Source organism: Streptomyces sp. CB02959 (genome assembly GCF_002803155.1).
Taxonomy (GTDB): Bacteria; Actinomycetota; Actinomycetes; order Streptomycetales; family Streptomycetaceae; genus Streptomyces.
Genome location: NZ_NNBP01000016.1, coordinates 201,932 through 228,424 on the forward strand (window position 1 = coordinate 201,932; position 26,493 = coordinate 228,424).

Here is a 26,493-nt window from a genome sequence, read left to right on the forward strand (position 1 = left end):
CGCCCGCACGCTCCGCCCACCCCCGACCACCGACCCACCCACACACCAACGAGAGTCCGCCATGTACGAGCTGTCCCGGGTCCGCCTCTACTCCACCGGGCCGGCCGGTGCGCGCTACGCCGACACCGTCCTGGACCTGCGCGGGGTCGGCGCGCCGGTGCCCCAGCCGGCGCCGGCCCAGGCGGACTTCTTCGAGGACGAACCGGTCGGCCCGCCGCGCCGCCCGGCCCCCGCCGGCGTGCTCTTCCTGGAGAACGGCGGCGGCAAGTCCGTCCTGCTCAAGCTGATCTTCTCGGTCATGCTGCCCGGCCACCGCAACACCCTCGGCGGCGCCAGCTCCGGTGTGCTCCGCAAGTTCCTGCTCGCCGACGACTGCGGCCACGTCGCCCTGGAATGGCAGCACGTCGTCACGGGCGAGACCGTCGTGGTCGGCAAGGTCAGCGAATGGCGCGGCCGCCAGGTCTCCAACGACCCCCGCAAGTTCGCCGAGGCCTGGTACAGCTTCCGGCCCGGCCCCGGCATGAGCCTGGACTCCCTCCCCGTCGCCGAGGCGACCCTCGTCCGCCCCCGGACGGAGAACGGCGAGGGGGCCTCCAGTGCGCACGGCCGCCGCCGCACCATGAAGGGCTTCCGCGACGCCCTCACCGACGCCGGCAAGAACTACCCCAACCTCGACGTGATCTGGGAAGAGGTCCACGAGCGCTGGAACGAACACCTCGGCGACCTCGGCCTGGACCCCGAACTCTTCCGCTACCAGCGGGAGATGAACGCCGACGAGGGCGAGGCGGCCGGCCTCTTCGCGGTCAAGAACGACTCCGACTTCACCGACCTGCTGCTGCGCGCCGTCACCGACACCCGGGACACCGACGGCCTCGCCGACCTCGTCCACGGCTTCGCCCACAAGCTCGGCCGGCGCGCCGAGCTCACCGCCGAACGCGACTTCACCGCCGGCTCGCTGGACCTGCTCTCCCGCATCGCCGAGTCCGCCGAGACCCGCGACCGGGCCCGCGAGGTGCACGCCGGAGCCGAGCGCCGCACCCGCGGCCTGGCCCAGCGGCTGTACGCCCGCGGCACCGAGGAGCGCGGCCGGGCCGCCGAGCTCGCCGAGGCGGTCGCCGCCGCCGCGCACCGGGTCACCGACGCCGACCGCGGCCGCGAGCGCCGCGCCCTGGTCTCCGCCGAACTCGCCTACCGGCACGCCTCGCTGGCGCTGGCCGCCGCCGAGAAGGGCGCCGCCGCCCAGCGCCGCGAACTCAACGACGCCCGCACGCTGCACAGCGCCTGGCAGGCCGCCGAGATCGCCCTGCGGCACCGCGCCGCCGCCGACCGCTCCGCGCGGGTCGCCGCCGCCATCCGGGAGGCCGAGCGGGACGCCGCCCCGGCGCTCGCCGCCCGCGCCGCCGCCGCCGCCGACCTGGTGCGCGCGCTGCACGGCGCCGCCGAGGCCGGCGAAGGGGTCGCCAACGAGGAGGAGGAGCGGTCCGCCGCCCTCCAGGAGACCGGCGAGTCCGCGCACCGCGACGCCACCACGGCCGCCACCCACGCCCAGCGCGCCCGCAGTGAGTCCGACCACCTGCGGCAGCGGCTCGCCGAGGTCGCCGAGGAGACCGCGGAGGCGGTCCGGGCCGGCTGGCTCGACGACGCGGAGCCGGACGCCGACCCGGCCCGCGCCGCGCTCGCCGCCTCCGATGCCGAGAAGACCGCCGTCGAGGCGTGGGACGCCGCCCGCGAGGCCGCCCGGCAGGCCACCGACGGGGCCCGCGAGACCGCGGCCCGGCACTCCGCCGCCGAACTCGCCGCGGCCCGCGCGCAGGACGCCGCACAGGCCGCCGAGCGCGCCCACGACGCCGAGCGGCGGGCCGCCGAATCGATCGGCGCCGAACAGCGGCTCACCGAACTCCTCGGCCTCCCCGAGGCGCCGCCGCCCGCCCTGCCCGGCCCCCGTACGGGCGACGGTGCCGGATCGGCCGCCCCGCGCCGCGCCGCCGCCCCGCTCACCGCCGAGGAGCTGGACCGCAGCGCCGACGCGCTGCACGGGCTGCTGGAGGAGGGCGTCGCCGCCGCCGAGCGCCAGCTGTTCGACCTGCGGACGGCCGCCGCCGACGACGCCCGGATCCTGGGCGCGCTGGGCGACGGCGGGCTGCTGCCGCCGGGCCCCGACGTGCTGGCTGCGGTGGAGTATCTGGGCGAGCACGGCGTGCCCGCCCTGCCCGGCTGGCGCTACCTCGCCCAGTCCGTCGACCCCGCCGACCACGCCCGGGTGCTGGCCGCCCGCCCCGAGCTGGTCGACGGTGTGGTCATCACCGACCCGGACACCCACGCCCGGGCCCGCGAGGTGCTCGCCCAGGCCGCGCTGCTGCCCCGCTCCGCCGTCGCGGTGGGCACCGCCGCCGCGCTGCTGGCCCCCAGCCCGGCCGCCGACGAGGACGACCCCGGCGTCTCCGGCGTCTTCCTCGTACCGCCGAACCCGGCCATGCACGACGAGTCCGCCGCCGACGAGGAGCGCCGCGCACTGCGCGCCCGCGCCACCGAGCGCGACGAGGACATCCGCACGCTGGCCGCGCGGCTCGCCGGGGACCGGGCGCTCGCCGCCCGCCTCGGCTCCTGGCGCGCCGGCTGCCCGGCCGGCCGCCTCGCCGAGCTCGCCGCGGCCGCGGAGACCGCCCGGACCGCCGCCGAGGAGGCCGCCGCGGAGCTGGCCGAGGCCCGGACGGCCCGCGCCGAGGCCGACGAGGTCGCCACCGAGGCCACCCGGGTGCGCGACGAGCGGCAGGAGGCCGCCCAGCGCGCCCGGCGCGCCGCCGACCTCCTCGCGGGCCTCGCCCACCGGCTCCGCGAGCGCGCCGGCTGGCAGTCCCGGATGCGGGAACTCGCCGACGAGGCAGCGGAGTTCGAGGGCCGCGCCGAGGAGTGCGTGGACCGCGCCCGGGCCGCCGACGAGGACCGCCGGGCCGCCCAGCGGGCCGCCGACGACGCCCGCCGCACCGCCCGAGCGCTGCGCGCCGAGCGCGCCGAGATCGCCGGTGTCCCCGACGACCTGGGGGAGGCCCCGCAGCAGTCGACCACTTCGCTGCCCGCGCTCCGCGAGGCGTACCGCTCCGCCTCCCAGCTCTACGAGAAGGTCGGCGTCGGCGCCGACCTCCGCGCCGAACAGGCCCGCGCCGAGGGCGACGAATCCGCCGCCCTGGCCGAGCTGAACCGCCTCACCAACAAGGTCCGCACCCGCGCCGAGCAACTGCTGCAGAGCCCGGACGCCGCCGACGGCCCGTCCCGCCAGGCCGCCGCCGGACGCGCCGAATCGCTGGTGCAGATGCTGGACACCCGCGCCTCGACCGCCAGTGAGCAGCTCGGCCGGCTGCGCGGCGAGGCGGAGCGGCTGGCGCCCACCGACGGTGCGGAGCACACCGAGCTGCCGGAGGAACTGGTCCCGGCCGACGCCGACCGCGCCAAGGAACTGCTGCGTACCGCCAACGCCGAACTGGCCACCGCCACCGAGGCCCTGGAGGCCGCCCGCGCCGAGCACGAGGAGCTGCTGCGCGCCCACCGCGGCGCCGAGGACGCGGCCGGCGGCTTCGACGAGACCGCCGCGCTGCTGCGGGATCTGCTGCGGGACCACCAGGACGCCGAGGGGGGCGAGGACGCGTCGATCGATCCGTACGCCGGCGGTCTCACCGAGGCCCGGCAGGCCGCCGCGGAGTCCCGCCGCTCGCTGCGCGGCTGCGCCGCCGACCTGTCCGCCGCCGAGGCCGCGGTCCGCGAGGCCGCCGACGTCCTCGTCCGGCACGCCAACTCCACCCGCTACGAGCAGGTGCGCACCCCCGCCCGGCAGCAGATCCGGGAGCTGCCCGCCGCGGCGCTGCCGGACCACGCCGCCAAGTGGGCGGAGGCGTTCGCGCCTCGCCTGCGGGTGCTCACCGACGAACTCGCCCAGCTGGAGCGCAACCGCGGCTCCATCGTCGACCGGCTCCGCGGTCTGGTGGAGTCGTCGTTGACCACGCTGCGCTCCGCCCAGCGGCTGTCCCGGCTGCCCGAGGGGCTGGGGGAGTGGTCCGGCCAGGAGTTCCTGCGGATCCGCTTCGAGGACCCCGACCAGGCCACGCTCACCGAGCGGCTGGGCGAGGTCATCGACGAGGCGACCCGCGCGGCGGTCAAGAAGAACAGCGACCTGCGCCGGGACGGGATGTCCCTGCTGCTGCGCGGGGTGCAGGCCGCGCTCCAGCCGCGGGGCGTGGCGGTGGAGATCCTCAAGCCGGACGCGGTGCTGCGCGCCGAGCGGGTCCCGGTGGGGCAGATGGGCGACGTCTTCTCCGGCGGCCAGCTGCTGACCGCCGCCATCGCGCTGTACTGCACCATGGCGGCGCTGCGCAGCAACGACCGGGGCCGCGACAAGCAGCGGCACGCCGGCACGCTGTTCCTCGACAACCCCATCGGCCGTGCCAACGCCACCTATCTGCTGGAGCTCCAGCGCGCCGTCGCCGACGCCCTGGGCGTCCAACTCCTCTACACCACCGGCCTGTTCGACACCACCGCGCTCGCGGAGTTCCCGCTGGTGATCCGCCTGCGGAACGACGCGGACCTGCGGGCGGGCCTGAAGTACATCAGCGTCGAGGAGCACCTGCGTCCGGGCCTGCCGCAGGCGGACCCGTCCGGCGAGGCGGTGCACGGGCAGATCACGGCGACACGGATGTACCGCCGCCCGGAGGAGGCGGCGGGGGCCGCGCCGGCCGCCGGCTGAGCGGGCCGCCCGGCCGGGGCGGCCACCGCGCCGGGCTCAGCCGCCGTACCCCATGCGGCGGGAGAGCTCGGCCGCGGCCTTCACCGCCGCCTTCGCCAGCTCCGGCAGCTGTGCGCGGGCCATGCGGTAGGCCGGTCCGGAGACCCCGATCGCCCCGATGACGCTCCCGTCGTAGGAGTGGACCGGCGCCGCGACGGCGTTCAGTCCGGTCTCGAACTCCTCGGCGGTGCAGGCGAATCCGTCCTCACGGGCGGCTGCCAGCTGCTCCCGCACGGCGGCCGGGGCGGTCAGGGTGCCGTCGGTGAACCGCGGCAGCTTGCGGCCCAGCAGTGCCTCGCTGCGCTCCCGGGGCAGGTGGGCCAGCAGGACCTTGCCGCTGGCGGTGGCGTGCAACGGGGTGCGCCGGCCGAGCCAGTTGTGGGCGGTCACCGCGGCGGAGCCCCGGGCCTGCATGATGTTGACCGCGGCATCACCGTCCAGCACCGCGATGTTGGCGGTCTCCCCGGTCTCGTCGGCCAGCGCGCGGCACACCGGCTGGCCCTCCTGCGAGATGTCCAGCCGGATCGCCGCGGCGCCGGCCAGCCGCAGCACCCCGGCGCCCAGGAAGTACTTCCCGCGCTCCTTCTCCTGCTCGACCAGGCCGCGGTTCTCCAGGACGCCCAGGATCCGGAAGGCGGTCGACTTGTGGACGCCCAGCTCGTCGGCGAGTTCGGTGACCCCGGCCTCGCCCAGCCGGGCCAGGCTCTCCAGTACGCTCACCGCGCGGTCCACGGACTGGACGGAGCTCGTCCCGCGTCGGTCCTCGGCGCGCTCGTCCGCCGCGCCTGTCGTCTTCGCCATGGCTTTCGCCTCACCACCCGTTGCCCCCCGACGGGCACGTCCTGGGGCCGCTCTCCGGGTTGCCCTTGACGGGGCGCTCCCCGGCTTGGATTCTGTTGCGCATCGCGAGATGCAATGCGCGATTCACAACGCCATGATACCGATCAGCGCGAGGGGGGCCAGATGTTTCCCGTCTGCCGCATCGAGGACCTGCCGGTCGGCGAGTCCGTCCGGATCGAGATCGACGACACCACACCCGCCATCGCCGTCTTCCACACCGAGGACGGGCTCTACGCCGTCGACGACACCTGCAGCCACCAGGACGCCTCCCTCTCCGAGGGCTGGGTCGAGGGCTGCCTCGTCGAATGCCCGCTGCACGCTGCCCAGTTCGACCTGCGCACCGGGGCGCCGACCTGCCTGCCCGCCCGCCGCGCCGTGCGCACCCACGAGGTCGGCGTCCTGGACGGGATGGTCCACGTCCGGCCCGCCGTACGCGAGGAGGCGGTGGCCTGACCGCGGACCCGGCCGGGGCCCCGGCCCGTCAGGCCGCCGCGCGGTCCGTCCGCGACGGCTCCTCCGACGGCCGCCGGCGCCCCTGCCGCCGGGCCTTCCGGCGCTCCCGGCGCAGTTCCCGGGCGGTGCTGCTCGGCTCGGACCGGACCCCGTGCCGCTGCACCCAGACCTGGCGGGTCACCCATACGTCCAGCACCGCCCAGGTCGCGACGATCGTGCTGGCGACCGTGCACAGCACCGCGGGGAACCCGAACCAGGACCTCGCGAGCGTGCACAGGAAGGCCACCATGGCCTGGATCAGGGTGACCGCCACGATGATCACGGCGCGCACCGCCGCCGTGCGCACCGGGTCGGCCATCCGGCGCCGGGCCACCGGCACCTCCTGCCACAAAGCACGCCTGCCGCGGTTCATCGCGTCACACTCCCCGCACTCTCCCCGGACCCCGTCCCGGCCTGCCCGACTCCTCGGCGGCTGCCCGGGTTTCACCGGATACATGCCACACGGACCGGGCCGCTGTCCACTCCACGTCCCCCTCCGGCACCACACACCGGGGCACACAGAGGTATACGGGAGGGGCCGGTACCGGCCGCACGCCCGGGTGGTCATAGCCACACTCGGCCGCCGACCGTCCGGGCATCGCCGGACAAGTCATGACGATCCCGCCCCGCCCGCGTCCCCCGCCGCCCCGCCGGGCCTACGGATCGGTCCCCCGACAGTAGTAGGCTCACGCCGCTGTTGACGGAACACCACCCCCGTACGCGCGGGGTCGACGTAGGGGAGGCCATGCGCTTTCGCGGGAGGTCGGTCCGCCGGAAGATCGTGGCGCTGCTGCTCGTGCCGCTGGTGTCCCTGACGGTGATGTGGAGCATCGCGATGTACGTCACCGGACGCCAGGCCAACCAGCTCCTCGACGTCGGCACCGTCGTCCGGAACCTCGGCTACCCGGTCGAGGTGACCATGCAGGCCGTCCAGCGCGAACGCCGCCAGAGCCTGCTCTACCTCGCCGACCGCCGCGGCGCCAACGCGCTCAGCGAACTCCACAACCAGACCCGGGCCACCGACGACGCCGTGGCCCGGCTGCACGACGACGTGGACACCCCGGACGTCCGCACGGACCTGGCCGGTTCGGCCGTCGGCCGGCTCGACGAGCTCGTCAAGGGCCTGGACGGCCTGGAGGCCCTGCGCACCCGGGTCGAGGACAACCGGCTCGGCCGCGATGAGGCCATGGAGTCCTACGACGCCCTGATCGACCCCGGCTACGACCTGCTCGCCGCGCTCCACGCCCTGGAGAACGTCGAGATGGACAAGCAGGCCCGGGCGCTGGTCAACCTCACCCGGGCCCGCGAGGAGTTCTCCCGCGAGGACGCCCTGATGTCCGCGATCCTCACCTCCGGCAGCATCGGCAAGAGCGACCAGCGCGCCCTCTCCGACCGGGTCGCCGAGCGCCGCCTCCTCTACAGCACCAACCTCCCGCTGCTCCCGGCCGCCGACCGTGGCGCCTTCGAGGACTACTGGGACTCCGCCGGCGCCCGCGCACTCACCTCCTACGAGGACCGGGTGATCGCCGCCGATCCCGCGACCGCCGCGCACGCGGTCAACGCCGACCGCTGGAACTCCGCCGCGGAGAAGGTCCTCGGCGACCTCGGCCGGCTGGGCCGGGAGGCCGGCGACCGCTACCAGGAGCGGGTCACGCCGATCGCCGGCCGGATCGTCCTCAAGGCCGTCGCCGTCGGCGTCCTCGGCTTCGTCGCACTGCTCGTCTCGGTCGTCGTCTCGCTGCGGATCGGCCGCCGGCACGTCCGGGACCTGACCCGGCTCCGCAAGACCGCCCACGAGGTCGCCGGCGTCCGGCTGCCGAGCGTGATGCGCCGGCTGGCCGCCGGCGAGCACGTCGACGTGGAAACCGAGGCGCCCCGGCTGGAGTTCGGCCCGGAAGAGACCGGCCAGGTCGGGCAGGCGCTCAACACCCTCCAGCGGGCCGCCGTCGAAGCCGCCGTCAAACAGGCCGACATGCGCCGCGGCGTCTCCGAGGTGTTCGTCAACCTCGCCCGCCGCAACCAGGTCCTGCTGCACCGTCAGCTGACGCTGCTGGACGCCATGGAGCGCCGTACCGAGGACACCGACGAACTCGCCGACCTGTTCCGACTCGACCACATGACGACCCGTATGCGCCGGCACGCCGAGGGCCTGGTCATCCTCTCCGGCGCGGCCCCCTCCCGGCAGTGGCGCAAACCGGTCCAGCTGATGGACGTGGTGCGCGCGGCGGTCGCCGAGGTCGAGGACTACGAGCGCATCGAGGTCCGCCGGCTGCCCCGGCTCGCGGTGGACGGCCCCGCGGTCTCCGACCTGACCCACCTGATCGCCGAACTCCTGGAGAACGCCACCGTCTTCTCCCCGCCGCACACCGCCGTGCAGGTACTGGGCGAACGGGTCTCCAACGGCTACACCCTGGTGATCCACGACCGCGGCCTGGGCATGGCCCCCGACCAACTGCTGGACGCCAACCTCCGGCTCGCCGAGACCCCCGAGTTCGAACTGTCCGACACCGACCGGCTCGGCCTCTTCGTCGTCAGCCGGCTCGCCCAGCGGCAGGGCGTCCGGGTCTCCCTGCAGCCCTCCCCGTACGGCGGCACCACCGCCGTGGTCCTCGTCCCCGGCGCACTCCTCACCGACACCGGCGAGGGCGCCCGTGACGCCGGCCGGGCCGCCGCCGACACCGCGGCCGGGCCCGCGGACCCCGACGCCAAGGCCCTCGACCCGCTCGCCCAGGTGCCGGTGCCGCTGCCCCAGCGCACCCGGCGGGGCGTCCTCGACGGCCCGGTCGAGCTGGAGGCGCCGCTGTCGCCGGCCGAACGGGACGCGGCGGACCCCGCCGACGACGAGGAGAACGTGTTCCGCGACCGGGCCCGCGGCCGCGGGAGCCGGACACCGGCCGCCGCGCCCGTCGGCCCCCAGGCCGTCCCCCAGCGCGCCGACGACCCGTCCGGCGAACAGCACCAGCAGGCCGGCGACCAGGCGCCGACCGGCACGCTCGCCCCGCTGCCGCGCCGCCCCCGCACACCGGTCCTGGTCTCCGACCACGGCCGGACCGTGGACGGCGCCCGCACACCGGACGCCCCGCGCGGCAAGGACCGCCCGGCCGAGCCCGCAGAGCCGCCGGCCACCGCGTCGCAGCCCCCCAAGGACACCCCGGCCGACGGCACCCCCGCCCCGGCCACCACCCCCAAGGGCCTGCCCCGCCGGGTGCGCCAGGCCAGCATCGCCCCCCAACTCAAGGCCGAACAGGCCGCCGAACCCCCGGCGGACCGGCCGGCCGCACCGGCCGCGGACGACCGGGACGCCGAGGCGGTCCGGGCCCGGATGGCCTCGCTCCAGCGCGGCTGGCAGCGCGGCCGCCGGGAGAACGACGAGGCCCCCCACACCCCCACACCCCCGGACCCGGATACCGGCGACGGCACCGCCGGGGGCGCAACAGCACCACGAAACACATCGGGAGAGGACGGTCCATGACCGCACCGAAGGCATCCGCTTCCACCGCAGCCTCGCCGCACGGATCCGGGGAGCTGAACTGGCTCCTGGACGAGCTGGTCGAGCGGGTCGGCAGCATCCGCAAGGCACTGGTCCTCTCCAGCGACGGCCTGGCCACCGGCGCCTCCAAGGACCTCACCCGCGAGGACAGCGAGCACCTGGCCGCGGTCGCCTCCGGCTTCCACAGCCTCGCCAAGGGCGTCGGCCGGCACTTCGACGCCGGGCAGGTCCGGCAGACCCTGGTCGAGCTGGACGACGCGTTCCTCTTCGTCAGCGCGGCCGGCGACGGCAGCTGCCTGGCGGTCCTCGCCGACGCCGACTCCGACGTCGGGCTGGTCGCCTACGAGATGACCCTGCTCGTCAAGCGGGTGGGCACGCACCTGGGCACCGCGCCCCGGTCCTGACCAGCCGGCCGAGTACGACTACGGTGACGCCATGACCGATGAGGAGGGCCGGCCGACACCGGAACGGCATCCGGCCCGTTGGTTCGACGACGACGCGGGCCCGGTCGTCCGCCCGTACGCGATGACGCGCGGGCGCACCCGCACGGCCGCCGAGGGACGGCTGGACCTGATCGCGTTGGTGATCGCGGAGAGCCGGAGCGGGGAACCGATCGCCGACCAGACGCTCTCCCCGGAGCACGTCGACATCGTCGAGCTGTGCCGGGAGGAGCCGCAGTCGGTCGCCGAGCTGGCGGCCGAGTTCGACCTGCCGGTGGGCGTGGTCCGGGTCCTCATCGGCGATCTGCTGGACGCCGGGCTGGTCCACGTCACCCGCCCGGTTCCCCCGGCCGAGCTGCCGGACGAACAGGTGCTGCGCGAGGTCATCGACGGCCTGCGCGCACTGTGACGGCGCGGCCGGCCGCAAAGCCGGCCACTCTGCCGCCCGCGCCCTTCCCGGGCGGGCGGCAGCCGTCACCCACCCCTGCCACCGCGCCGAGCGGGCGCACCGCCCGGCTACGGTGTCTGCTGATCACCCGTCACCCGGCGCCGGCCGGCACCCCGTGCCCCGAGCCGTGGCCGGCACCCGACCCGAGGAGCCCCACCATGGCCGACGCCGCCGCCCCCTTCGAACGCCTGCGGATCGCCGCCGGCCCGTACACCTTCGACGCGCTGGCCGGCGGCCCGGCCGACGGTGAGGTCGTCCTGCTGCTGCACGGCTGGCCCGAGTTCGCCGACTGCTGGCACGCCGTCCTGCCCGCGCTGGGCGCCGCCGGCTACCGCGCGGTCGCCGTCGACCAGCGCGGCTACTCCCCGGACGCCCGCCCGCCGCGGATCGCCGACTACGCCGTCCCCGAACTCGTCGCCGACGCCCTCGCCTTCGCCGACGCCCAGGGCGCCGACCGCTTCCACGTCGTCGCCCACGACTGGGGCGGCATGGTCGCCTGGGCCCTGGCCGGCGCCCACCCCGAGCGGCTGGCGTCGCTGACCGTGCTCGCCACCCCGCACCCCGAGGCGCTCAACCGCGCCGCCGCCGGCGACCCCGAACAGCACCACCGGCTGGACTACGTCCGCTTCTTCCGCCGCCCGGACGGCGCCGCCGAGTCCGCCCTGCTCGCCGACGACGCGGCCCGCCTGCGTGCCGCCTACGGCGGCAAGGTCCCCGCCGAGCTGGTCGAGGCCAACGTCCGGCGGCTCGCCGAGCCCGGCGCGCTGACCGCGACCCTGAACTGGTACCGCGCCCCCGAGGCGGTGGTCTCCGTGCCCGCCGGGCGGATCGCGGTGCCCACCCTGTTCCTGTGGGGCAGCGAGGACGTCGCCCTGGGGCGCGGTGCGGCCGAGTCGACGGGGGAGTGGGTGGACGGCCCCTACCGTTTCGAGGCCCTGGAGGGCGCCAGCCACTGGCTGCCCGAAGAGGTGCCCGCACTGGTCACCCCGAAGATCCTCGGCCACCTCGACGCCCACCGGCAGGGCTGATCGGCCCGCCGCACGGTCCTTTTGGGACGGTTGGCGGCCTCTGCCCGGGGGCCCCGCACGCTCGGACCGCACCTCAAGTGGGCGCCGTACGGCGCACGTTGTACGGTGCACTGGCGACCACCGTCGGTGGCCGCCCGCACACGGGACACCTCGCGCTGCCCTCGTGTGCCCCGCATCCTCGCCAACCAGGAGAAGGAAACCCATGGTCTTCGGGCGTTCTGAGCGCCATAGCCGGCCCCTCCCGGCCGAGCCGGTGACGCTCAAGATCCTCGTCGCGGGCGGCTTCGGCGTCGGCAAGACCACCCTGGTGGGCGCGGTCAGCGAGATCCGGCCGCTGCGGACCGAGGAGCGGCTGACCGAGGCCGGCCGCCCGGTCGACGACCTCCACGGGATCGAGGCCAAGTCCACCACCACCGTCGCGATGGACTTCGGCCGGATCACCGTCCACGACGAACTGGTCCTCTACCTCTTCGGCACCCCCGGCCAGGACCGCTTCTGGTTCCTGTGGGACGAGTTGGCCCGCGGTGCGCTCGGCGCGGTGGTGATCGCCGACACCCGCCGCCTGGCGGACAGCTTCGCCGCCATCGACTACTTCGAGCGCCGCGGCCTGCCCTTCGTCGTCGCCGTCAACTGCTTCGAGGGTGCCGACCGCTACCCCGCCGAGAGCGTCAAGGACGCCCTGGACCTCGACCCCGCGGTCCCGGTGGTGCTCTGCGACGCCCGCGAACGGGACTCCGCGCGGGACGTGCTGGTCGCCGTCGTCGAGCACGCGATGCGGCGCGGCGCCCAGCGGCGGGAGCCCGCCCTGCCCTGACCGGCGCCGCCCCGGCCCGCACCCGCCCGCACGGCGCCGCGCGGCCCCCGACTGCGCCGCCCGGACCCGCGCTTCCCTGACAGGGCGCGGAAGTACGGCCCGTACCCCGCCGCCCGGGGTGCGGGCCGTACGCCTTGCCGGCCCGCCGGCTCAGGACGCGCTGCCGCCGTCCTCCGCCAGCCAGCCGAAGCTCCGCCGCACCGCCCGCCGCCAGTTGCCGTACTCGCGCTCCCGGGCCGCCTCGTCCATCCGCGGCGTCCACTCGGTGTCGGCCCGCCAGTGGGACCGCAGCTCGTCCAGGTCCTGCCAGACGCCGGTGGCGAGCCCGGCCGCGTAGGCGGCGCCCAGACAGGTCGTCTCCGGGACCACCGGGCGGATCACCGGTACCCCCAGCACATCCGCCTGATGCTGCATCAGCAGATGGTTGGCGGTCATCCCGCCGTCGGCCTTCAGCCGGGTGATCCGCACCCCCGAGTCCTGGAACATCGCGTCCACCACCTCGCGGGTCTGCCAGCTGGTCGCCTCCAGCACCGCCCGCGCCAGGTGGGCCTTGGTGACGTAACCGGTCAACCCGGTGATCACCCCGCGGGCGTCGGCCCGCCAGTACGGCGCGAACAGCCCCGAGAAGGCCGGTACGACATACGCGCCGCCGTTGTCCGGGACGCTCGCCGCCAGCTCCTCGATCTCGGCCGCCGACCCGATCAGGCCGAGCTGGTCGCGGAACCACTGCACCAGCGCGCCCGTGATGGCGATCGAGCCCTCCAGGCAGTAGACGGGCGCCTCCCCGCCGAGCTGGTAACCGAGGGTCGTCAGCAGCCCGTGCTTCGAGGCCACCGGCCGGTTGCCGGTGTTCAGCAGCAGGAACGAGCCGGTACCGTAGGTGTTCTTGGCCTCGCCGACGCCGTAGCAGGTCTGCCCGAAGACCGCCGCCTGCTGATCGCCCAGCGCCGACGCCACCGGGACCCCGGCCAGCTGCCCCACCGCCGTCCCGTACACCTCGGCCGACGACCTGATCTCCGGCAGCATCGCCGCCGGCACCCGCATCGCGGACAGGATCGCCGGATCCCACTGGAGGGTGGCCAGGTCCATCAGCAGGGTGCGGCTGGCGTTGGTGACGTCCGTGACGTGCACCCCGCCGTCGGTGCCGCCGGTCAGGTTCCAGATCAGCCAGGAGTCGACGGTGCCGAACGCGATCTCGCCGCGCTCGGCGCGGGCCCGCAGCCCGGGCACCTCGTCCAGCAGCCAGGCCGCCTTCGGCCCGGAGAAGTAGCTCGCCAACGGCAGCCCGGTGGTCTCCCGGAAGCGGTCCTGACCGGCCGCGCCGCCCAGTTCGGCGCAGAGCCGGTCGGTACGGGTGTCCTGCCACACCACCGCGTGGTGCACCGGCCGGCCGGTGGCCCGGTCCCACAGGACCGTGGTCTCCCGCTGGTTGGTGATGCCCAGCGCGCTCAACTCGTCGGCCCGCAGCCCCGCCCTGGCCAGCGCCCCCGCCACCACGTCCTGCACCTTCGCCCAGATCTCGGTGGCGTCGTGCTCCACCCAGCCGGGTCTGGGGAAGATCTGGCGGTGCTCCCGCTGGTCGACGGCGACCACCGCGCCGGCGCGGTCGAAGATGATGCAGCGGCTCGACGTGGTGCCCTGGTCGATCGCGGCGACATACGCCCCGTCCGCCCCGTTCCGCCCGGCCGTTCCGGTGTGCTGGGTGGTCATCCGTGCCGCCTTCCGAAGTCGTGGCTGGTCCCGGCCGATACCGGCCCCGCTGTCCGGCGCACCCGGGCCCGGGTGCCGCCCGCCGTCAGAACACCGCCGTGTACACCAGCCCCGACAGCACCGCGCCCAGCAGCGGCCCGGCCACCGGGATCCATGCGTAACCCCAGTCGGACGAGCCCTTGTTGGGGATGGGCAGCACCGCGTGCGCGAGCCGCGGGCCCAGGTCGCGGGCCGGGTTGATGGCGTAGCCGGTGGGCCCGCCGAGCGACAGGCCGATGCCGACCACGAGCAGCGCCACCAGCAGCACGTTGATCCCGGAACCGTAGACGCCCACCCGTGCCCCCGGCACCTGGCCGATCCCGATGCCCTGGTTCCGGCCGAAGAACAGCAGCGGCAGCACCAGCCCGACGGTGGCGATCACCTCGGTGACGAGGTTGGCGACCGGCCGGCGGATCTCCGGGGCGGTGGCGAAGACCCCCAGCGTCGGCTGGGCCTTGCCCGGCTCGGCGTTGGCGGCGAACTGCGCGAAGTACAGCGCCCATGCCAGCACAGCCCCGAGGACCGCCCCGACCAGCTGCGCCAGCACGTACAGCGGCACCTTCGCCCACGGGGTGCCGCCGGCCACCGCCGAGCCCAGCGTCACCGCCGGGTTCAGTTGCCCGCCGGACAGCGGTGCCGCGGTGTACGCGCCGGCCAGCACGCCCAGGCCCCAGCCGAAGGCGATCACCACCCAGCCCGCGCCCCTGGCCTTCGAGTGGTGCAGGGTGACCGCGGCGCACACCCCGGTCCCGAACAGGATCAGCACCGCGGTACCGATCACCTCACCGACGACGATGTCCCCATTGGCATACATGGCGGCTCCTCGGCCCTTGCCCGGGGGCGGGCCCCGGTCCTCCGTGCAGGGTGCGTGCCGTGCCCGGGTACGGCGGTGCCCGCGGGCATCCGGCGACCGGCAACCGGAAGTGTTCTCCGTGCCTTAGAGGCCGTCAAGGTCGTACACAGGAAGGGAATTTGGGGTTCCGGAGGTTCTTCCGGGCGGGGTCCGGCGGTCAGCCGCGGGCCCGCACCCCCTCCTGCCCGGCGGGCGCGCCGCCCCCGGCTTCCGGCGCCTCCGCGCCCTCCGCCGACGCCACCGCCCGGGGCGGTTCCGGGACCCGCGCGGCCGCCCCCCGCCGGACCTCCGTGCGCGCCGCCCCCGGCCGCCCGACCACCCAGCTCGCCCCCGGCAGCTCCTTGGCGGCCTTCTTCAACGGCGCCAGCGCGGCCGCCGCCGGACCGTGCCCGGTGACGCTGCCGGGCGGACAGACCACCGTCGCCAGCGACAGCGTCACCGGCATCTCACCCGCCGACCAGCCCACGTCCAGCAGCGCCCTGGCGAACGGCTCCAGCCCGTCCGGCTCGGCCAGCACCAGGAAGTCGTCCCCGCCGATGTGCCCCACCCGGCTGGCCGGCTCGCCCGCCGCCACCTCCGCCAGGGTCCGGCCCACCGCCCGGATCAGCTCGTCGCCCGCCGCGAACCCGGCCCCGTCGTTGACCTGCTTGAACCCGTCCACGTCCAGCCAGCTCAGGGCGAACTCCCGGCCCTCGGCGATCCACCGCTCCACCTCGCCGTTGACCGCATCCGAACCGGGCAGCCGAGTCAGCGGATTGAGCCGTGCCGCCTCCTCCACCCGGCTCTCGGTCAGCGCCCGCAGGATGTCGGCCAGGTGCACCACGCCGATGCAGCGGCCGCGCTCGTCCACCACCGCCACGTCGTCGCCGGTACGGTCCCGCTCCCCGTCGGCGATCATGTCCAGCACCTGCCACGCGGTGGCGTCCGCGCCCACCGTCCGCGGCCGGTCCGCCAGCCGCAGCGCCGGCCGGTCCGCATACAGCGCGTGCCCGTAGCGACCGGAGAGCGACAGCAGGAAGCGGTCCCGGTCGATCGCCCGCACCGGAACCCCGTCCGCGTCCACCAGCAGCACCCCCGACACCTCGGGGAACCCGGTCAGATGGCTGCGCACCGCCCCCGCCGACGCCGACATCGGCAGCAGCGCCGCGGGCTGCAGGAACTGCGCCACCGGCGGCCCCGACGGCGGACGGTCCGCGACCGGCCGGCCGCTCGCCGCCGGCGGATGCGCAGCCGGCACGTACACCTCCGTCACCACCCGCCGCGACGGCGGCGCGAATAGATGCCCCTGCGCCAACTGCACCCCGGCCTCCCGCACCGCCGCGTACTGCCGCTCGGTCTCCACCCCCTCGATGGCCAGCAGACCGCCCACCCGCTCGCACAGCTGCCGCATCGCGGCCACCGCCGCCTGCCGCCCCGGATCGCGTTCCAGCCGCGCGCACAGCGAACGGTCCAGCTTGACCAGGTCCGGCGTCAGCTCGCCCAGCAGCCGCAGCGGAAGATCGCCGTCCCCGACGCCGTCCGCGCAGATCCGGTAGCCCTCGTCCCGCAGCCCCGCCACCGCCGCCAGCAACTCCCGCTCGGGGACCCGGGTGAACGGCCCCACCAGGTCCAGGGTGATCTCCCACGGCCGCCGGCCCGCGTCCCGCACCGCCTTGCCCAGCGACGTCAGATCCGGCAGCTGCGCGACGGTCCCCGCGAACACGTTGACGTGCAGCGGCAGCAGGGTGTCCTGCTCCGCCGCGGCCCGCACGGCGAGCGCGGCCAGCTCGGCGTCCAGATCGGGGCAGCGGCGCGCGCAGGTCAGCACGTCGACCTCGCCGTCCTCGGGTCTGGCGAGGGGCTCCAGCGCGGCGACCGAGCCGGTCGCGAGGTTCACCACGGGCTGGAATGCGAAGCGGAGCTGGTTCGTCCAGGCAGACACGAGCAGCAGGATGCCGCTCCCTGGGCGCCGACGGCGCCTCGTTCACGCACTGTTCACACACCCTTCCGGAGCGTACGGCCGCGGCCCTCGCAACGCGCCCTGTCAGGAGCGCCTCTGACGCTCCATCAGCACCGGCCCCGCCCGGCATTCAGCGCCGCGTCAGTGAACTCCGCGCGATCGGGAAGTCGAAATAGGTGTCCGGGAACGTCTCCGGCGAGAACGTGTAATGCCACCACTCGTCCGCGTAATTCACGAACCCGGCCCGCTCCAGCCCCTCCTTCAACAGCAGCCGATGCGCCCGCTGCTTCCCCTTGATCCGCGGATCGAGGGTGTGCGCGAGAGTGTCGAAACAGTCGAAGCCGGTCCCCATGTCCAGGGAATTGTCCGGGAAACGGCTCGCCCTGGGCCCGAAGCACGACGTCAACGGCTCCCCGGGCACATACGGCCGGGTCGGCACCGCCGGCAGCGGGACCAGCGTCAGATCGACCGTACTTCCCCTGCTGTGACCCGACTTCTCCGCGATGTACCCGTCCCGGAACAGCACCGACTTGTCCACCCGCGGATAGAACTCCGCCTTCATCCGCTGATCGGACAGATCCTTCGCCCAGGACACGAAATGATCCACCGCCCGCTGCGGGCGATAGCAGTCGTAGACCTTGAGGGAGTAGCCGCGCCGCAGGAAAGCGACCTGCGCCCGGTGCAACGCCCGCGCCGCGTCCCGGGTCAGAATGCACATCGGCTCGCGATAGCCCGTCACCGGTACGCCCATGAAATCGTGCGGAGTGGCGTAGCGGATCTCCTGAATGATCGTGGGATCGACGTCGCGCAGCGCCACGAACTCCTTCGGCGCCTTGGGATCGTCGGCCCGCGCACCACCAACGGCGCCGCGCGGGCGCGAGGGGGCCGCGGCAGGGTCCGCGACGGCGCTCGACGGGGCGACGGTGACGGTGACCAGGGCGGCGGCAGCGGCGACCAGGCCGCGCCGGACAGCAGCAAGTCTCGACATGCCCCCTCGTCTACCAGGCGCGGCGGACACGGGGAACCCCTCCACCGGCCGCCTGTACACCGCCGCGCCCCCGCGCCCCCGCACCCCACCCCCAACAGGCGTGCCCCACCGCCCCGTTACCCGGCCACCGGCCCCGCCTCCTCCCCGGCCAACCCCCGCACCCGCACCGGATACCCCGCCGGACCCCCGTCCCGCCGCTCCACGACCACCCGACCGCCCTCCCACCGGGTGGTGAACCGCTCCACCTCAGGCCGGCGCCAGCCGTCCCCGCAGTCCGGCACCAGCAGCCCACCGCCCGTACGCCCGACCGCCGGCGCCCACGCCTCCAGCTCCGTCCCGCCGTCCGCACCCACCACCGGCAGCACCGCACCGGCCCGCGCCAGCACCGGAATACGGGACAGCGGCGCGTCCACCCACACCCGGCCCGGCCCGTCGTACGCCCGGCCGGTCGCGGTGTCGTACCACCGGCCGCGCGGCAACCGCACCGCCCGCCGCACCGCCCCCGCCTCCAGCACCGGCGCCACCAGCAACGCGTCCCCCAACAGGAACGCGTCCTCACAGTCCCGCAGCGCCCGGTCCCGCGGCGCACTCCACCACACCGGACGCACATACGGCGCCCCCGACAGCCGCGCCAACTGCCCCAACGTCACGAAATACGGCACCAACCGGGCCCGCTCCCGCAGCGCCGCCCCCGCGTGCTCCAGCACCTCGTCCCCGTACTCCCACGGCTCCCGCCGCCCCGCCCACAACGCCGAATGCGTACGGAACAACGGCAGGTACGCCCCCAACTGGAACCACCGCAGATACAACTCCGGCGACGGCACCCCCGAGAACCCGCCCACATCCGGCCCGCTGTACGGCACCCCGCACAACCCCAGCCCCAGCACCAGCGCCAACGACGCCCGCAACCCCGGCCACCCGGTCGCCACATCCCCCGACCACGTCCCCCCGTACCGCTGCAACCCCGCCCAACCCGACCGGGAGAACAGGAACGGCCGCTCCCCGGGCCGCAGTTCACGCAACCCCTCGAAGGCCGCCTGCGCCATCGCCAACCCGTAGACGTTGTGCGCCTCCCGGTGGTCACCACCGCACCCCTCCAGGTCGTGCCGCGCCGACCGGGGCAACGTCGACTCCCCGAACGCGGCGAACGACACCGGCTCGTTCATGTCGTGCCACACCCCCGCGAACCCCTGCGCCAACCGCTCCGCGTACAGCGCCCCCCACCACTTGCGCACCCGCGGATCGGTGAAGTCCGGATACACCGACTCACCCGGCCACACCACCCCCCGCACCACCTGCCCCCGGGCATCCCGCACGAACGCGTCCGCCGCCACCCCGCTGTCGTACACCGCGTTCCCCGGCTCCGCCTTCACCGCCGGATCCACGATCGACACCAACCGCACCCCCGCGGCCCGCAACTCCCCGGCCAACCCCGGCAGATCCGGATACCGCTCCCGGTCCACGGTGAACACCCGGTGCCCCTCGTAGTGGTCGATGTCCAGATGGACCGCCGACAGCGGCAACCCCCGCTCCCGATAGCCCGCCACCACCCGCCGCACCTCGTCCGCACCACCGAACCCCCACCGGGCGTGCTGGTACCCCAGCGCCCAACGGGGCGGCAGCACCGGCGGACCCGTCAGCGCCGCCCACCCCGAAAGCACCCGGGCCGGCGTCCCCGCCAGCACCCAGTAGCGCAGCGGCCCGCCGTCCATCCGCAGCTCACAGGTGCCCGGCCGATCGTGCCCCGAACCCGCGCCCTCCGCGCCCTCGCGCAACGTCACCCGGCCGTCCCAGGAGTTGTCGTGGAACACCAGGTGCGTCCCCGCGTCCGCCACCACCAACTGCACCGGCATCGTCACGTACAGCGGATCGTCCCCGGGCCCGAACGCGCCGCCCGGATCGGTGTTCCACAGCCGGTACACCCCGTCCCGCAGCCGCGGCCCGGCCGACCGGCCACCCAGTCCGAAGAACCGCCCGTCCGCCGCCACCTCCGACCGCTGAACCCACCGCGACGCCGGCACCCCCTCGGGCCGCCCGCCCCCGTCGGCGTCCGCCCCGAGACCCTCCACACCGTCCCCGGCGACACCGACCGCGCCGTCCACCGCGCCGTCCTCGGCCCGGTGCCACCAACGCGGCGGCAACTCCCGCCGCAGCAGCGCACCACCCGGCGTCCGCACCTCCACCGCACCGAATCGGGACACCACCACCAGCACCCGCTCCGAGACGATCCGCCAGCCACCCTCCGTGTCCGGCTCCAGCACCGCCCGCGGATCCACCGCCGGGCACGCCCCGGCCAACGCGTACGACGGCTCCGGCCCGGCCCCGTCCCAACCGCAGAACACCGCACCGCCCGCCGCGACCCGCACCCGCAGCGACGACCGCGCGAACCGGATCACCCCGCCGCCCGGCAACGGCTCCGCCCCGCGCGCCTCGCCCGGCACCCGCGCCCGCTCCGCCCCGCGCCGCGGCAACGCCCGCGCATCCGCTCTGCTCCGCCGCCACGCCGCACGCACCGACCGCAGCCCCTGCGCCGGCCCTACCGCCTTGACCATCCGTACCGACCGCACCAGATCACGCCCGTCCATGCCGGTCAGCCTGCCATTGACGGCCCCTCGGGAGGGAACCGTTCAACTGCCGTTCACCTGCACAGGGACAACCGGCCACCTGCGGAGCCCCGGCCCCCGCCACCCCACCGACCGGAACCCCCGCACCCATGGCGGCCGCCACCACCCCCGAATGTGCGGATCCACCCTGGTGCACAAGTCGATCACATGGCATCGTCCAGGCAAGCCGGTCACGCGCACCGCCGGGGGACCCCCACCAGACGCGCGGCCGCCGCCCACGACGCGTACCTGCCAGGAGCCGCATCATGACCACCGCACCGCACTCCGCCGCCCAACCGGCACCGGAACCCCTCTGGCAGCCCGGCCCGGACCGGATCGCCGGCGCACAGGTCACCCGCTTCCACGCCTGGGCCGCCACCCACCACGGCGCCCCCACCCCCACCCCCGGCGACCCCGCGGCCGACTACGCCGCCCTGCACCGCTGGTCCGTCGACCAGCTCCCGACCTTCTGGCAGGCCGTCGCCGAATGGTTCGACGTCCGCTTCGACACCCCCTACGACACCGTCCTGGCCGACCGCACCATGCCCGGCGCCCGCTGGTTCCCCGGCGCCACCCTCAACTACGCCGCACACGCCCTGCGCGCCGCCGAGGACCCCGCCCGCGCCGACACCCCCGCACTGCTCCACGTCGACGAGCGCCACCAACCCACCCCCGTCACCTGGGCCGAGCTCCGCACCCAGGTCGGATCACTGGCCGCCGCCCTCCGCCGCCTCGGCGTCCGCCCCGGCGACCGCGTCAGCGGCTACCTCCCCAACATCCCGCAGGCCGTGGTCGCCCTCCTCGCCACCGCCGCGGTCGGCGCCGTCTGGACCTCCTGCGCCCCCGACTTCGGCGCCCGCAGCGTCCTGGACCGCTTCCAGCAGGTCGAACCCGTCGTCCTGTTCACCGTCGACGGCTACCGCTACGGCGGCAAGGAACACGACCGCCGCGACACCGTCACCGAACTCCGCGCCGAACTTCCCACCCTGCGCGCCGTCGTCCACGTCCCCCTGCTCGGCACCCCCGCCCCCGAAGGCACCCTCAACTGGTCCGACCTGACCTCCGACCCCACCGAACCGGTCTTCGAACAGGTCCCCTTCGACCACCCGCTGTGGGTCCTGTACTCCTCCGGCACCACCGGCCTCCCCAAGGCCATCGTCCAGTCCCAGGGCGGCATCCTCCTCGAACACCTCAAGCAGACCGGCCTGCACTGCGACCTCGGCCCCGACGACCGCTTCTTCTGGTACACCTCCACCGGCTGGATGATGTGGAACTTCCTCGTCGGCGGCCTCCTCGCCGGATCCACGCTCGTCCTGTACGACGGCAGCCCCGGCCACCCCGACACCAGCGCCCAGTGGCAGGTCGCCGCCGCCACCCGCACCACCGTCTTCGGCACCTCCGCCGCCTACGTCATGGCCTGCCGCAAGGCCGACCTGCACCCCGCCCGCGACCTCGACCTCTCCACCGTCACCTGCGTCGCCACCACCGGCTCCCCGCTCCCCCCGGACGGCTTCCGCTGGCTGCACGACACCTTCGCCGAAACCGGCACCGACCTGTGGACCGCCTCCGTCAGCGGCGGCACCGACGTCTGCAGCTGCTTCGCCGGCGCCGTCCCCACCCTCCCCGTCCACATCGGCGAACTCCAGGCCGCCTGCCTCGGCACCGACCTCCAGGCATGGGACCCCCAGGGCGAACCCGTCATCGACGAGGTCGGCGAACTGGTCGTCACCAACCCCATGCCGTCCATGCCCACCCGCTTCTGGAACGACCCCGACGGCACCCGCTACCACGACAGCTACTTCGACACGTACCCCGGCGTCTGGCGGCACGGCGACTGGATCACCGTCACCTCCCGCGGCAGCGTCGTCATCCACGGCCGCTCCGACTCCACCCTCAACCGCCAGGGCGTCCGGATGGGCTCCGCCGACATCTACGAGGTCGTCGAACGCCTCCCCGAGATCCGCGAATCCCTCGTCATCGGCCTCGAACTCCCCGACGGCGACTACTGGATGCCCCTCTTCGTCCACCTCGCCCCCGGCGCCACCCTGGACGACGCCCTGCGCGACCGCATCAAGCGGACCATCCGCGCACAACTCTCCCCCCGCCACGTCCCCGACGAGATCATCGAAGCCCCCGGCGTCCCGCACACCCTCACCGGCAAGCGCATCGAGGTCCCGGTCAAACGCCTCCTGGCCGGCACCCCCCTCGAAAAGGCCGTCAACCCCGGCTCCGTCGACAACCTCGAAATCCTCCGCTTCTACGAGCGGATCGCCGCCGACCGCGCCAAGTGACCCCGCCCCGGCGCCGGCGGCACCCTGCCCGGCGCCGGGCCGTCCCACGCCCGACCGGCCCCGCCGCCGTTGTCAGACCCCCCGATTACTCTCGGTGACAAAGGTCGTCCGACCAGTGACGACCAACCCGCACACCCACCGAGGGGGAGCCATGACACCCACCACCCACCACCCCGCCGGCCACCCGCTCCGCCGCGACCTCCCCAGCACCGCCGCCGTCCTCGCCGACGCCCGGGACTTCGCCGCCATGCGCCGCTACCGCACCTTCCCGTTCGACGACCACCGCGGCTACCTCCAGCAGCTCGACACCCTGCTGCGCACCCTCGCCGCCCAGGGCGTCCACACCACCCTCTGCCTCTTCGACCCGGCCGCCTACGCGCACTACTGCACCACCCACGGCCTGGCCCCCGACGACCCCGCCAGCCGCAGCCGCTACACCGCCGCCGTCGCCTGCACCGGCGCCACCCTCGCCTACGACGGCACCCCCCTCGACCGGCTTCTCCCACTCCTCACCGAGGAAGCGGCCCGCCGCGCCTCCTGGGACCGCGCCACCACCCTCCTCGCCCGCGCCGGCCGCTGCCCGGAGTGCGGCCAGGACCTCGCCCACGCGGCCTTCACCCGCGCCACCACCGCCCTCCAACACCTCCTCGCGGCCCTGGGGGAGGGCACCCACCACCTCGTCTGCACCCTCCCCGACACCACCGGCCCGCTCCGCGCCTACCTCCACGCCACCACCGCCCCCGACGGCACCCCACCCCGCCTCCCCGAATCCGAGACCCTCGCCTTCTGCACGGTCCTCGCCGCCGCCCTGACCCGACCCGCCACCGGCGCCCTCGTCTGCCGCACCACACCCGCCACCGACGCCCCCACCGCCACCGTCCGCGGCTGGCGCCTCCGCGGCACCTGGCCGGACCCCATCAGCGCCGCCGAAATCTTCGACGCCTACTGCACCGACCCCGAGACCGACGAACCCATCCCACCCGAGCACCGCGTCGACTACGCCCCCGGCCTGCCCCTCCCACCCCCACCAGGCCCCCACTGCCACCCCTGACCCCCACCGCCCGCGCCCCCGCGCACGCGAACGGCCGCCCCGCCACCAGGCGGGACGGCCGTCCCCAGACACCTCACACGGCGCCGCGCGCCATCCGGATCACTCCCCGGAGAGCACCGCCTGCGCGGCCGCCCGGGCATCCGCAGCGGTGTCCGCGGCCCGCGCCGCGGCCGCCGCCCGCTCACACTGCGCCAGCGTGTGCTTGGCCAGCGTCGCCCGCACATACGGAAGCGACGCCGCGCCCATCGACAGACTGGTGACCCCAAGACCCGTCAGCACACACGCCAACAGCGGATCGGAGGCCGCCTCACCACACACGCCACAGCTCTTGCCCTCGGCCTTCGCGGCCTCGGCCGAAGCCGCCACGAGGTCCAACAGCGCAGGCTGCCACGGGTCCTGAAGCCGCGACACCGCACCCACCTGCCGGTCCGCCGCGAAGGTGTACTGCGCCAGGTCATTGGTGCCCAGCGACAGGAACTCCACCTCCTGCAGGATCGACCGCGCCCGCAGTGCCGCCGACGGAATCTCCACCATCGCGCCGAACTTCGCCCGCAGCCCGGCCTCCCGGCAGGCATCCGCGAACGCCTTGGCATCGGTCCGGTCCGCCACCATCGGGGCCATGACCTCAAGGTAGACCGGCAGCCCCTCGGCGGCCGTCGCCAGCGCCCGGAGCTGCGTCCGCAGCACCTCGGGGTGGTCCAGCAGGGTCCGCAGACCCCGCACCCCCAGCGCCGGATTCGGCTCGTCCGCCGGCGTCAGGAACTCCAGCGGCTTGTCCGCCCCGGCATCCAGCACGCGCACCACAACGCGCCCCTCCGGAAAGGCTTCCAGCACCTTCCGGTACGCCTCGACCTGCTTCTCCTCCGACGGCGCCTGCTTGCTGTCGTCCAGGAACAGGAACTCCGTACGGAACAGCCCGACGCCCTCCGCACCGGCCTCCACGGCCGCCGGCACGTCCGCCGGCCCACCGACGTTCGCCAGCAGCGGCACCTTGTGCCCGTCCGACGTGGCACCCGGACCGGACGACGCCGCCAGCGCCGCCTTCCGTGCCTCGGCAGCCTCCGTCAGCTCGGCCCGCTTCTCCGCACTCGGGTTGACGAAGACCTCACCCGTGCTGCCGTCCACGGCGATCACGGTGCCCTCGACGAGCTCACCCGCGCCCGGCAGCGCCACCACGGCCGGCACCCCCAGCGCCCGCGCCAGGATCGCGCTGTGGCTGGTCGGCCCGCCCTCCTCGGTCACGAATCCGAGCACCAGCGTCGGGTCCAGCAGCGCCGTGTCGGCCGGCGCCAGATCCCGCGCGATCAGCACATACGGCTCGTCGCTGTCCGGCACGCCCGGCATCGGCACGCCCAGCAGCCGCGCCACAATCCGGTTCCGCACGTCGTCAAGGTCGGCCACCCGGCCCGCCAGATACTCACCCGCCCCGGCCAGCAGCGCCCGGTAGGCCGCGAACGCGTCGTACACCGCGCGCTCGGCAGTGCTGCCCACGGCGATCCGCCGCTCGACATCGGCCATCAGCTCGGGGTCCTGGGCCATCATGGCCTGGGCCTCCAGCACGTGCTGTGCCTCGCCGCCCGCCAGGTTGCCCCGCGCGATCAGGTCGGCAGCCACAGCTTCCACGGCCTGGCGTGCGCGCCCCTGTTCGCGCTCCGCCTCCTCCGTCGGAATCTGCTTGGCCGGCGGCTCCAGCACCGCCGTCCCCATGTGCCGCACCTCGCCGATGGCCACGCCGTGGCTCACCCCGACGCCCCGCAGCGTTGTCTCCATGTCACCCGTCTCCGGTTGTCGCGGCGACTCGGCCGCCGCAGTGGATGTCGTACCTGCCGTCTCCCGACGGCGTCCGGCTGCTACTGCCAGGAGAAGAGCTCGTCGCCGGCCTTGATGGCGCCGTCCTCGCGCACCTCGCCGAGCGAGTCCGCGGTGGCCTCCAGCGCGACGACCGGGCACACCGGTGACTTGCCGGCCTCCTCGACCGCGGCCGGGTCCCAACGCACGACGGCCTGCCCGCGGGTCACGGTGTCGCCCTTGTTCACCAGCAGCTCGAAGCCCTCGCCGTTGAGCTGCACGGTGTCGATGCCGAGGTGCGTCAGTACGCCGTGTCCCTCGGCATCCACAACGACGAACGCGTGCGGGTGCAGGGAGACGATGACGCCGTCCACGGGCGAAACCGCCGCCGACGGTTCACGGATCGGGTCGATGGCGGTACCGGGCCCCACCATCGCTCCGGAGAAGACCGGGTCCGGCACTGCCGCGAGCCCGATAGCGCGTCCTGCAAGAGGGGACGTCACGGTGGTCATGGGAAACCTCCCAGGGGTGAAGATTCATCAGGTCGCCGTCACTACCTGTCCTGGACGGCGCACCGTTGAGAAGCGTAAGTCATAAGAACTGACGGTTCCGCATGACAGAGCCCAGTTGCGCCCCGCCCAGCTGCGGAATCGATTTGCCTCGCCCACCGGGCCCCTGTACTGTCTGAGATCTGCCCCGGACAGACAGGAAGCGCTTCGACGCGACCGACTGAGTGGGCGGCACTCCTTCAGGGTCATGATCCAGATTCTCGAATCATGCGCTTCTGCATGCTTGCAGAAAAGCAGTGGCTCGAAAGCCGGAAAAGCACTGATAGAGTGTGAAACACCGAAGGGAAGCGCCCGGCGGAAACCCGAGAGGGAATCCAAAGGAAGCGTCCGTTCCTT

At 74.7% G+C, this 26,493-nt stretch carries 18 protein-coding genes; 9 read left to right on the forward strand and 9 right to left on the reverse strand.

Features of this window, described 5'->3' with window-relative positions; translation table 11 throughout:
• Positions 1–61 precede the first annotated feature (61 nt).
• A complete protein-coding gene (locus CG747_RS25470) occupies positions 62–4,735 on the forward strand; it encodes a hypothetical protein (RefSeq protein WP_100604142.1) in 4,674 nt (1,557 codons plus the stop codon).
• A gap of 36 nt (positions 4,736–4,771) precedes the next feature.
• On the opposite strand, the gene CG747_RS25480 is transcribed toward CG747_RS25470, so the two are convergent.
• Positions 4,772–5,575: an IclR family transcriptional regulator gene (locus CG747_RS25480; protein ID WP_100604143.1), complete on the reverse strand. Its 804-nt coding sequence runs from the start codon at positions 5,573–5,575 to the stop codon at positions 4,772–4,774.
• A 162-nt stretch (positions 5,576–5,737) separates the two neighbouring features.
• Here CG747_RS25480 and CG747_RS25485 point away from each other — a divergent pair, with 162 nt between their 5' ends.
• Positions 5,738–6,067: a bifunctional 3-phenylpropionate/cinnamic acid dioxygenase ferredoxin subunit gene (locus CG747_RS25485; RefSeq protein ID WP_100604144.1), complete on the forward strand. Its 330-nt coding sequence runs from the start codon at positions 5,738–5,740 to the stop codon at positions 6,065–6,067.
• A 28-nt stretch (positions 6,068–6,095) separates the two neighbouring features.
• Here CG747_RS25485 and CG747_RS25490 read toward each other — a convergent pair whose 3' ends face one another.
• Complete coding sequence (locus tag CG747_RS25490; protein WP_374701817.1) at positions 6,096–6,563, reverse strand: hypothetical protein; 468 nt, start codon at positions 6,561–6,563, stop codon at positions 6,096–6,098.
• A gap of 288 nt (positions 6,564–6,851) precedes the next feature.
• Between CG747_RS25490 and CG747_RS25495 the strand changes: the two genes are divergently transcribed.
• From CG747_RS25495 to CG747_RS25515, 5 genes are all read left to right on the forward strand, one after another.
• The gene (locus tag CG747_RS25495) at positions 6,852–9,578 is read left to right on the forward strand and encodes a nitrate- and nitrite sensing domain-containing protein (RefSeq protein ID WP_100604146.1); all 2,727 of its coding nucleotides are present in this window, start codon (positions 6,852–6,854) and stop codon (positions 9,576–9,578) included.
• Positions 9,575–10,000: a roadblock/LC7 domain-containing protein gene (locus tag CG747_RS25500; RefSeq protein WP_100604147.1), complete on the forward strand. Its 426-nt coding sequence runs from the start codon at positions 9,575–9,577 to the stop codon at positions 9,998–10,000. Before CG747_RS25495 ends, CG747_RS25500 begins: the two co-directional genes overlap by 4 nt.
• 31 nt (positions 10,001–10,031) lie before the next feature.
• Complete coding sequence (locus CG747_RS25505) at positions 10,032–10,445, forward strand: DUF742 domain-containing protein (protein WP_100604148.1); 414 nt, start codon at positions 10,032–10,034, stop codon at positions 10,443–10,445.
• Between the two features lie 197 nt (positions 10,446–10,642).
• A complete protein-coding gene (locus tag CG747_RS25510; RefSeq protein WP_100604149.1) occupies positions 10,643–11,512 on the forward strand; it encodes an alpha/beta fold hydrolase in 870 nt (289 codons plus the stop codon).
• 202 nt (positions 11,513–11,714) lie between these two features.
• Positions 11,715–12,326 (forward strand): ATP/GTP-binding protein, encoded by a 612-nt coding sequence (locus CG747_RS25515; RefSeq protein ID WP_100604150.1) that lies wholly within the window; start codon positions 11,715–11,717, stop codon positions 12,324–12,326.
• A gap of 150 nt (positions 12,327–12,476) precedes the next feature.
• Here the strand turns inward: CG747_RS25515 and glpK are convergent, their stop codons facing one another.
• The 5 genes from glpK to CG747_RS25540 all read right to left on the reverse strand — a co-directional run bounded on the left by glpK (position 12,477) and on the right by CG747_RS25540 (position 20,440).
• Positions 12,477–14,036, reverse strand: coding sequence for a glycerol kinase GlpK (glpK, locus tag CG747_RS25520; protein ID WP_100604151.1), 1,560 nt, complete (start codon positions 14,034–14,036; stop codon positions 12,477–12,479).
• Positions 14,037–14,121: 85 nt separating this feature from the next.
• Positions 14,122–14,889 carry an MIP/aquaporin family protein gene (locus tag CG747_RS25525; RefSeq protein ID WP_100604152.1) on the reverse strand — a complete coding sequence of 256 codons (768 nt, stop codon included), beginning with the start codon at positions 14,887–14,889 and terminating at the stop codon, positions 14,122–14,124.
• Between the two features lie 196 nt (positions 14,890–15,085).
• Positions 15,086–16,849, reverse strand: coding sequence for a GGDEF domain-containing protein (locus tag CG747_RS25530; RefSeq protein ID WP_100604153.1), 1,764 nt, complete (start codon positions 16,847–16,849; stop codon positions 15,086–15,088).
• Positions 16,850–16,997: 148 nt separating this feature from the next.
• Entirely contained in the window at positions 16,998–17,855 is an 858-nt protein-coding gene (locus CG747_RS25535; RefSeq protein ID WP_100604154.1) for a M15 family metallopeptidase, read from the reverse strand.
• 116 nt (positions 17,856–17,971) lie between these two features.
• The gene (locus tag CG747_RS25540) at positions 17,972–20,440 is read right to left on the reverse strand and encodes a glycoside hydrolase family 31 protein (protein ID WP_100604155.1); all 2,469 of its coding nucleotides are present in this window, start codon (positions 20,438–20,440) and stop codon (positions 17,972–17,974) included.
• 284 nt (positions 20,441–20,724) lie between these two features.
• On the opposite strand from CG747_RS25540, the gene CG747_RS25545 reads away from it, so the two are divergent.
• Both CG747_RS25545 and CG747_RS25550 read left to right on the forward strand, forming a co-directional pair.
• Positions 20,725–22,749, forward strand: a complete 2,025-nt coding sequence (locus CG747_RS25545) for an acetoacetate--CoA ligase (RefSeq protein WP_100604156.1) — start codon at positions 20,725–20,727, stop codon at positions 22,747–22,749.
• A 151-nt stretch (positions 22,750–22,900) separates the two neighbouring features.
• A complete protein-coding gene (locus tag CG747_RS25550; RefSeq protein WP_100604157.1) occupies positions 22,901–23,800 on the forward strand; it encodes a hypothetical protein in 900 nt (299 codons plus the stop codon).
• A gap of 99 nt (positions 23,801–23,899) precedes the next feature.
• On the opposite strand, the gene ptsP is transcribed toward CG747_RS25550, so the two are convergent.
• Positions 23,900–25,570 (reverse strand): phosphoenolpyruvate--protein phosphotransferase, encoded by a 1,671-nt coding sequence (ptsP, locus tag CG747_RS25555; RefSeq protein ID WP_100604158.1) that lies wholly within the window; start codon positions 25,568–25,570, stop codon positions 23,900–23,902.
• Positions 25,571–25,650: 80 nt separating this feature from the next.
• The gene (locus tag CG747_RS25560) at positions 25,651–26,100 is read right to left on the reverse strand and encodes a PTS glucose transporter subunit IIA (RefSeq protein ID WP_100604159.1); all 450 of its coding nucleotides are present in this window, start codon (positions 26,098–26,100) and stop codon (positions 25,651–25,653) included.
• Positions 26,101–26,493 lie beyond the last annotated feature (393 nt).

Coding starts and splice junctions, on each gene's coding strand:
- CG747_RS25470 (WP_100604142.1), top strand. CDS start 62: ATGTACGAGCTGTCCCGGGTCCGCCTCTACTCCACCGGGCCGGCCGGT.
- CG747_RS25480 (WP_100604143.1), bottom strand. CDS start 5,575: ATGGCGAAGACGACAGGCGCGGCGGACGAGCGCGCCGAGGACCGACGC.
- CG747_RS25485 (WP_100604144.1), top strand. CDS start 5,738: ATGTTTCCCGTCTGCCGCATCGAGGACCTGCCGGTCGGCGAGTCCGTC.
- CG747_RS25490 (WP_374701817.1), bottom strand. CDS start 6,563: ATGTATCCGGTGAAACCCGGGCAGCCGCCGAGGAGTCGGGCAGGCCGG.
- CG747_RS25495 (WP_100604146.1), top strand. CDS start 6,852: ATGCGCTTTCGCGGGAGGTCGGTCCGCCGGAAGATCGTGGCGCTGCTG.
- CG747_RS25500 (WP_100604147.1), top strand. CDS start 9,575: ATGACCGCACCGAAGGCATCCGCTTCCACCGCAGCCTCGCCGCACGGA.
- CG747_RS25505 (WP_100604148.1), top strand. CDS start 10,032: ATGACCGATGAGGAGGGCCGGCCGACACCGGAACGGCATCCGGCCCGT.
- CG747_RS25510 (WP_100604149.1), top strand. CDS start 10,643: ATGGCCGACGCCGCCGCCCCCTTCGAACGCCTGCGGATCGCCGCCGGC.
- CG747_RS25515 (WP_100604150.1), top strand. CDS start 11,715: ATGGTCTTCGGGCGTTCTGAGCGCCATAGCCGGCCCCTCCCGGCCGAG.
- glpK (WP_100604151.1), bottom strand. CDS start 14,036: ATGACCACCCAGCACACCGGAACGGCCGGGCGGAACGGGGCGGACGGG.
- CG747_RS25525 (WP_100604152.1), bottom strand. CDS start 14,889: ATGTATGCCAATGGGGACATCGTCGTCGGTGAGGTGATCGGTACCGCG.
- CG747_RS25535 (WP_100604154.1), bottom strand. CDS start 17,855: ATGTCGAGACTTGCTGCTGTCCGGCGCGGCCTGGTCGCCGCTGCCGCC.
- CG747_RS25540 (WP_100604155.1), bottom strand. CDS start 20,440: ATGGACGGGCGTGATCTGGTGCGGTCGGTACGGATGGTCAAGGCGGTA.
- CG747_RS25545 (WP_100604156.1), top strand. CDS start 20,725: ATGACCACCGCACCGCACTCCGCCGCCCAACCGGCACCGGAACCCCTC.
- CG747_RS25550 (WP_100604157.1), top strand. CDS start 22,901: ATGACACCCACCACCCACCACCCCGCCGGCCACCCGCTCCGCCGCGAC.
- ptsP (WP_100604158.1), bottom strand. CDS start 25,570: ATGGAGACAACGCTGCGGGGCGTCGGGGTGAGCCACGGCGTGGCCATC.
- CG747_RS25560 (WP_100604159.1), bottom strand. CDS start 26,100: ATGACCACCGTGACGTCCCCTCTTGCAGGACGCGCTATCGGGCTCGCG.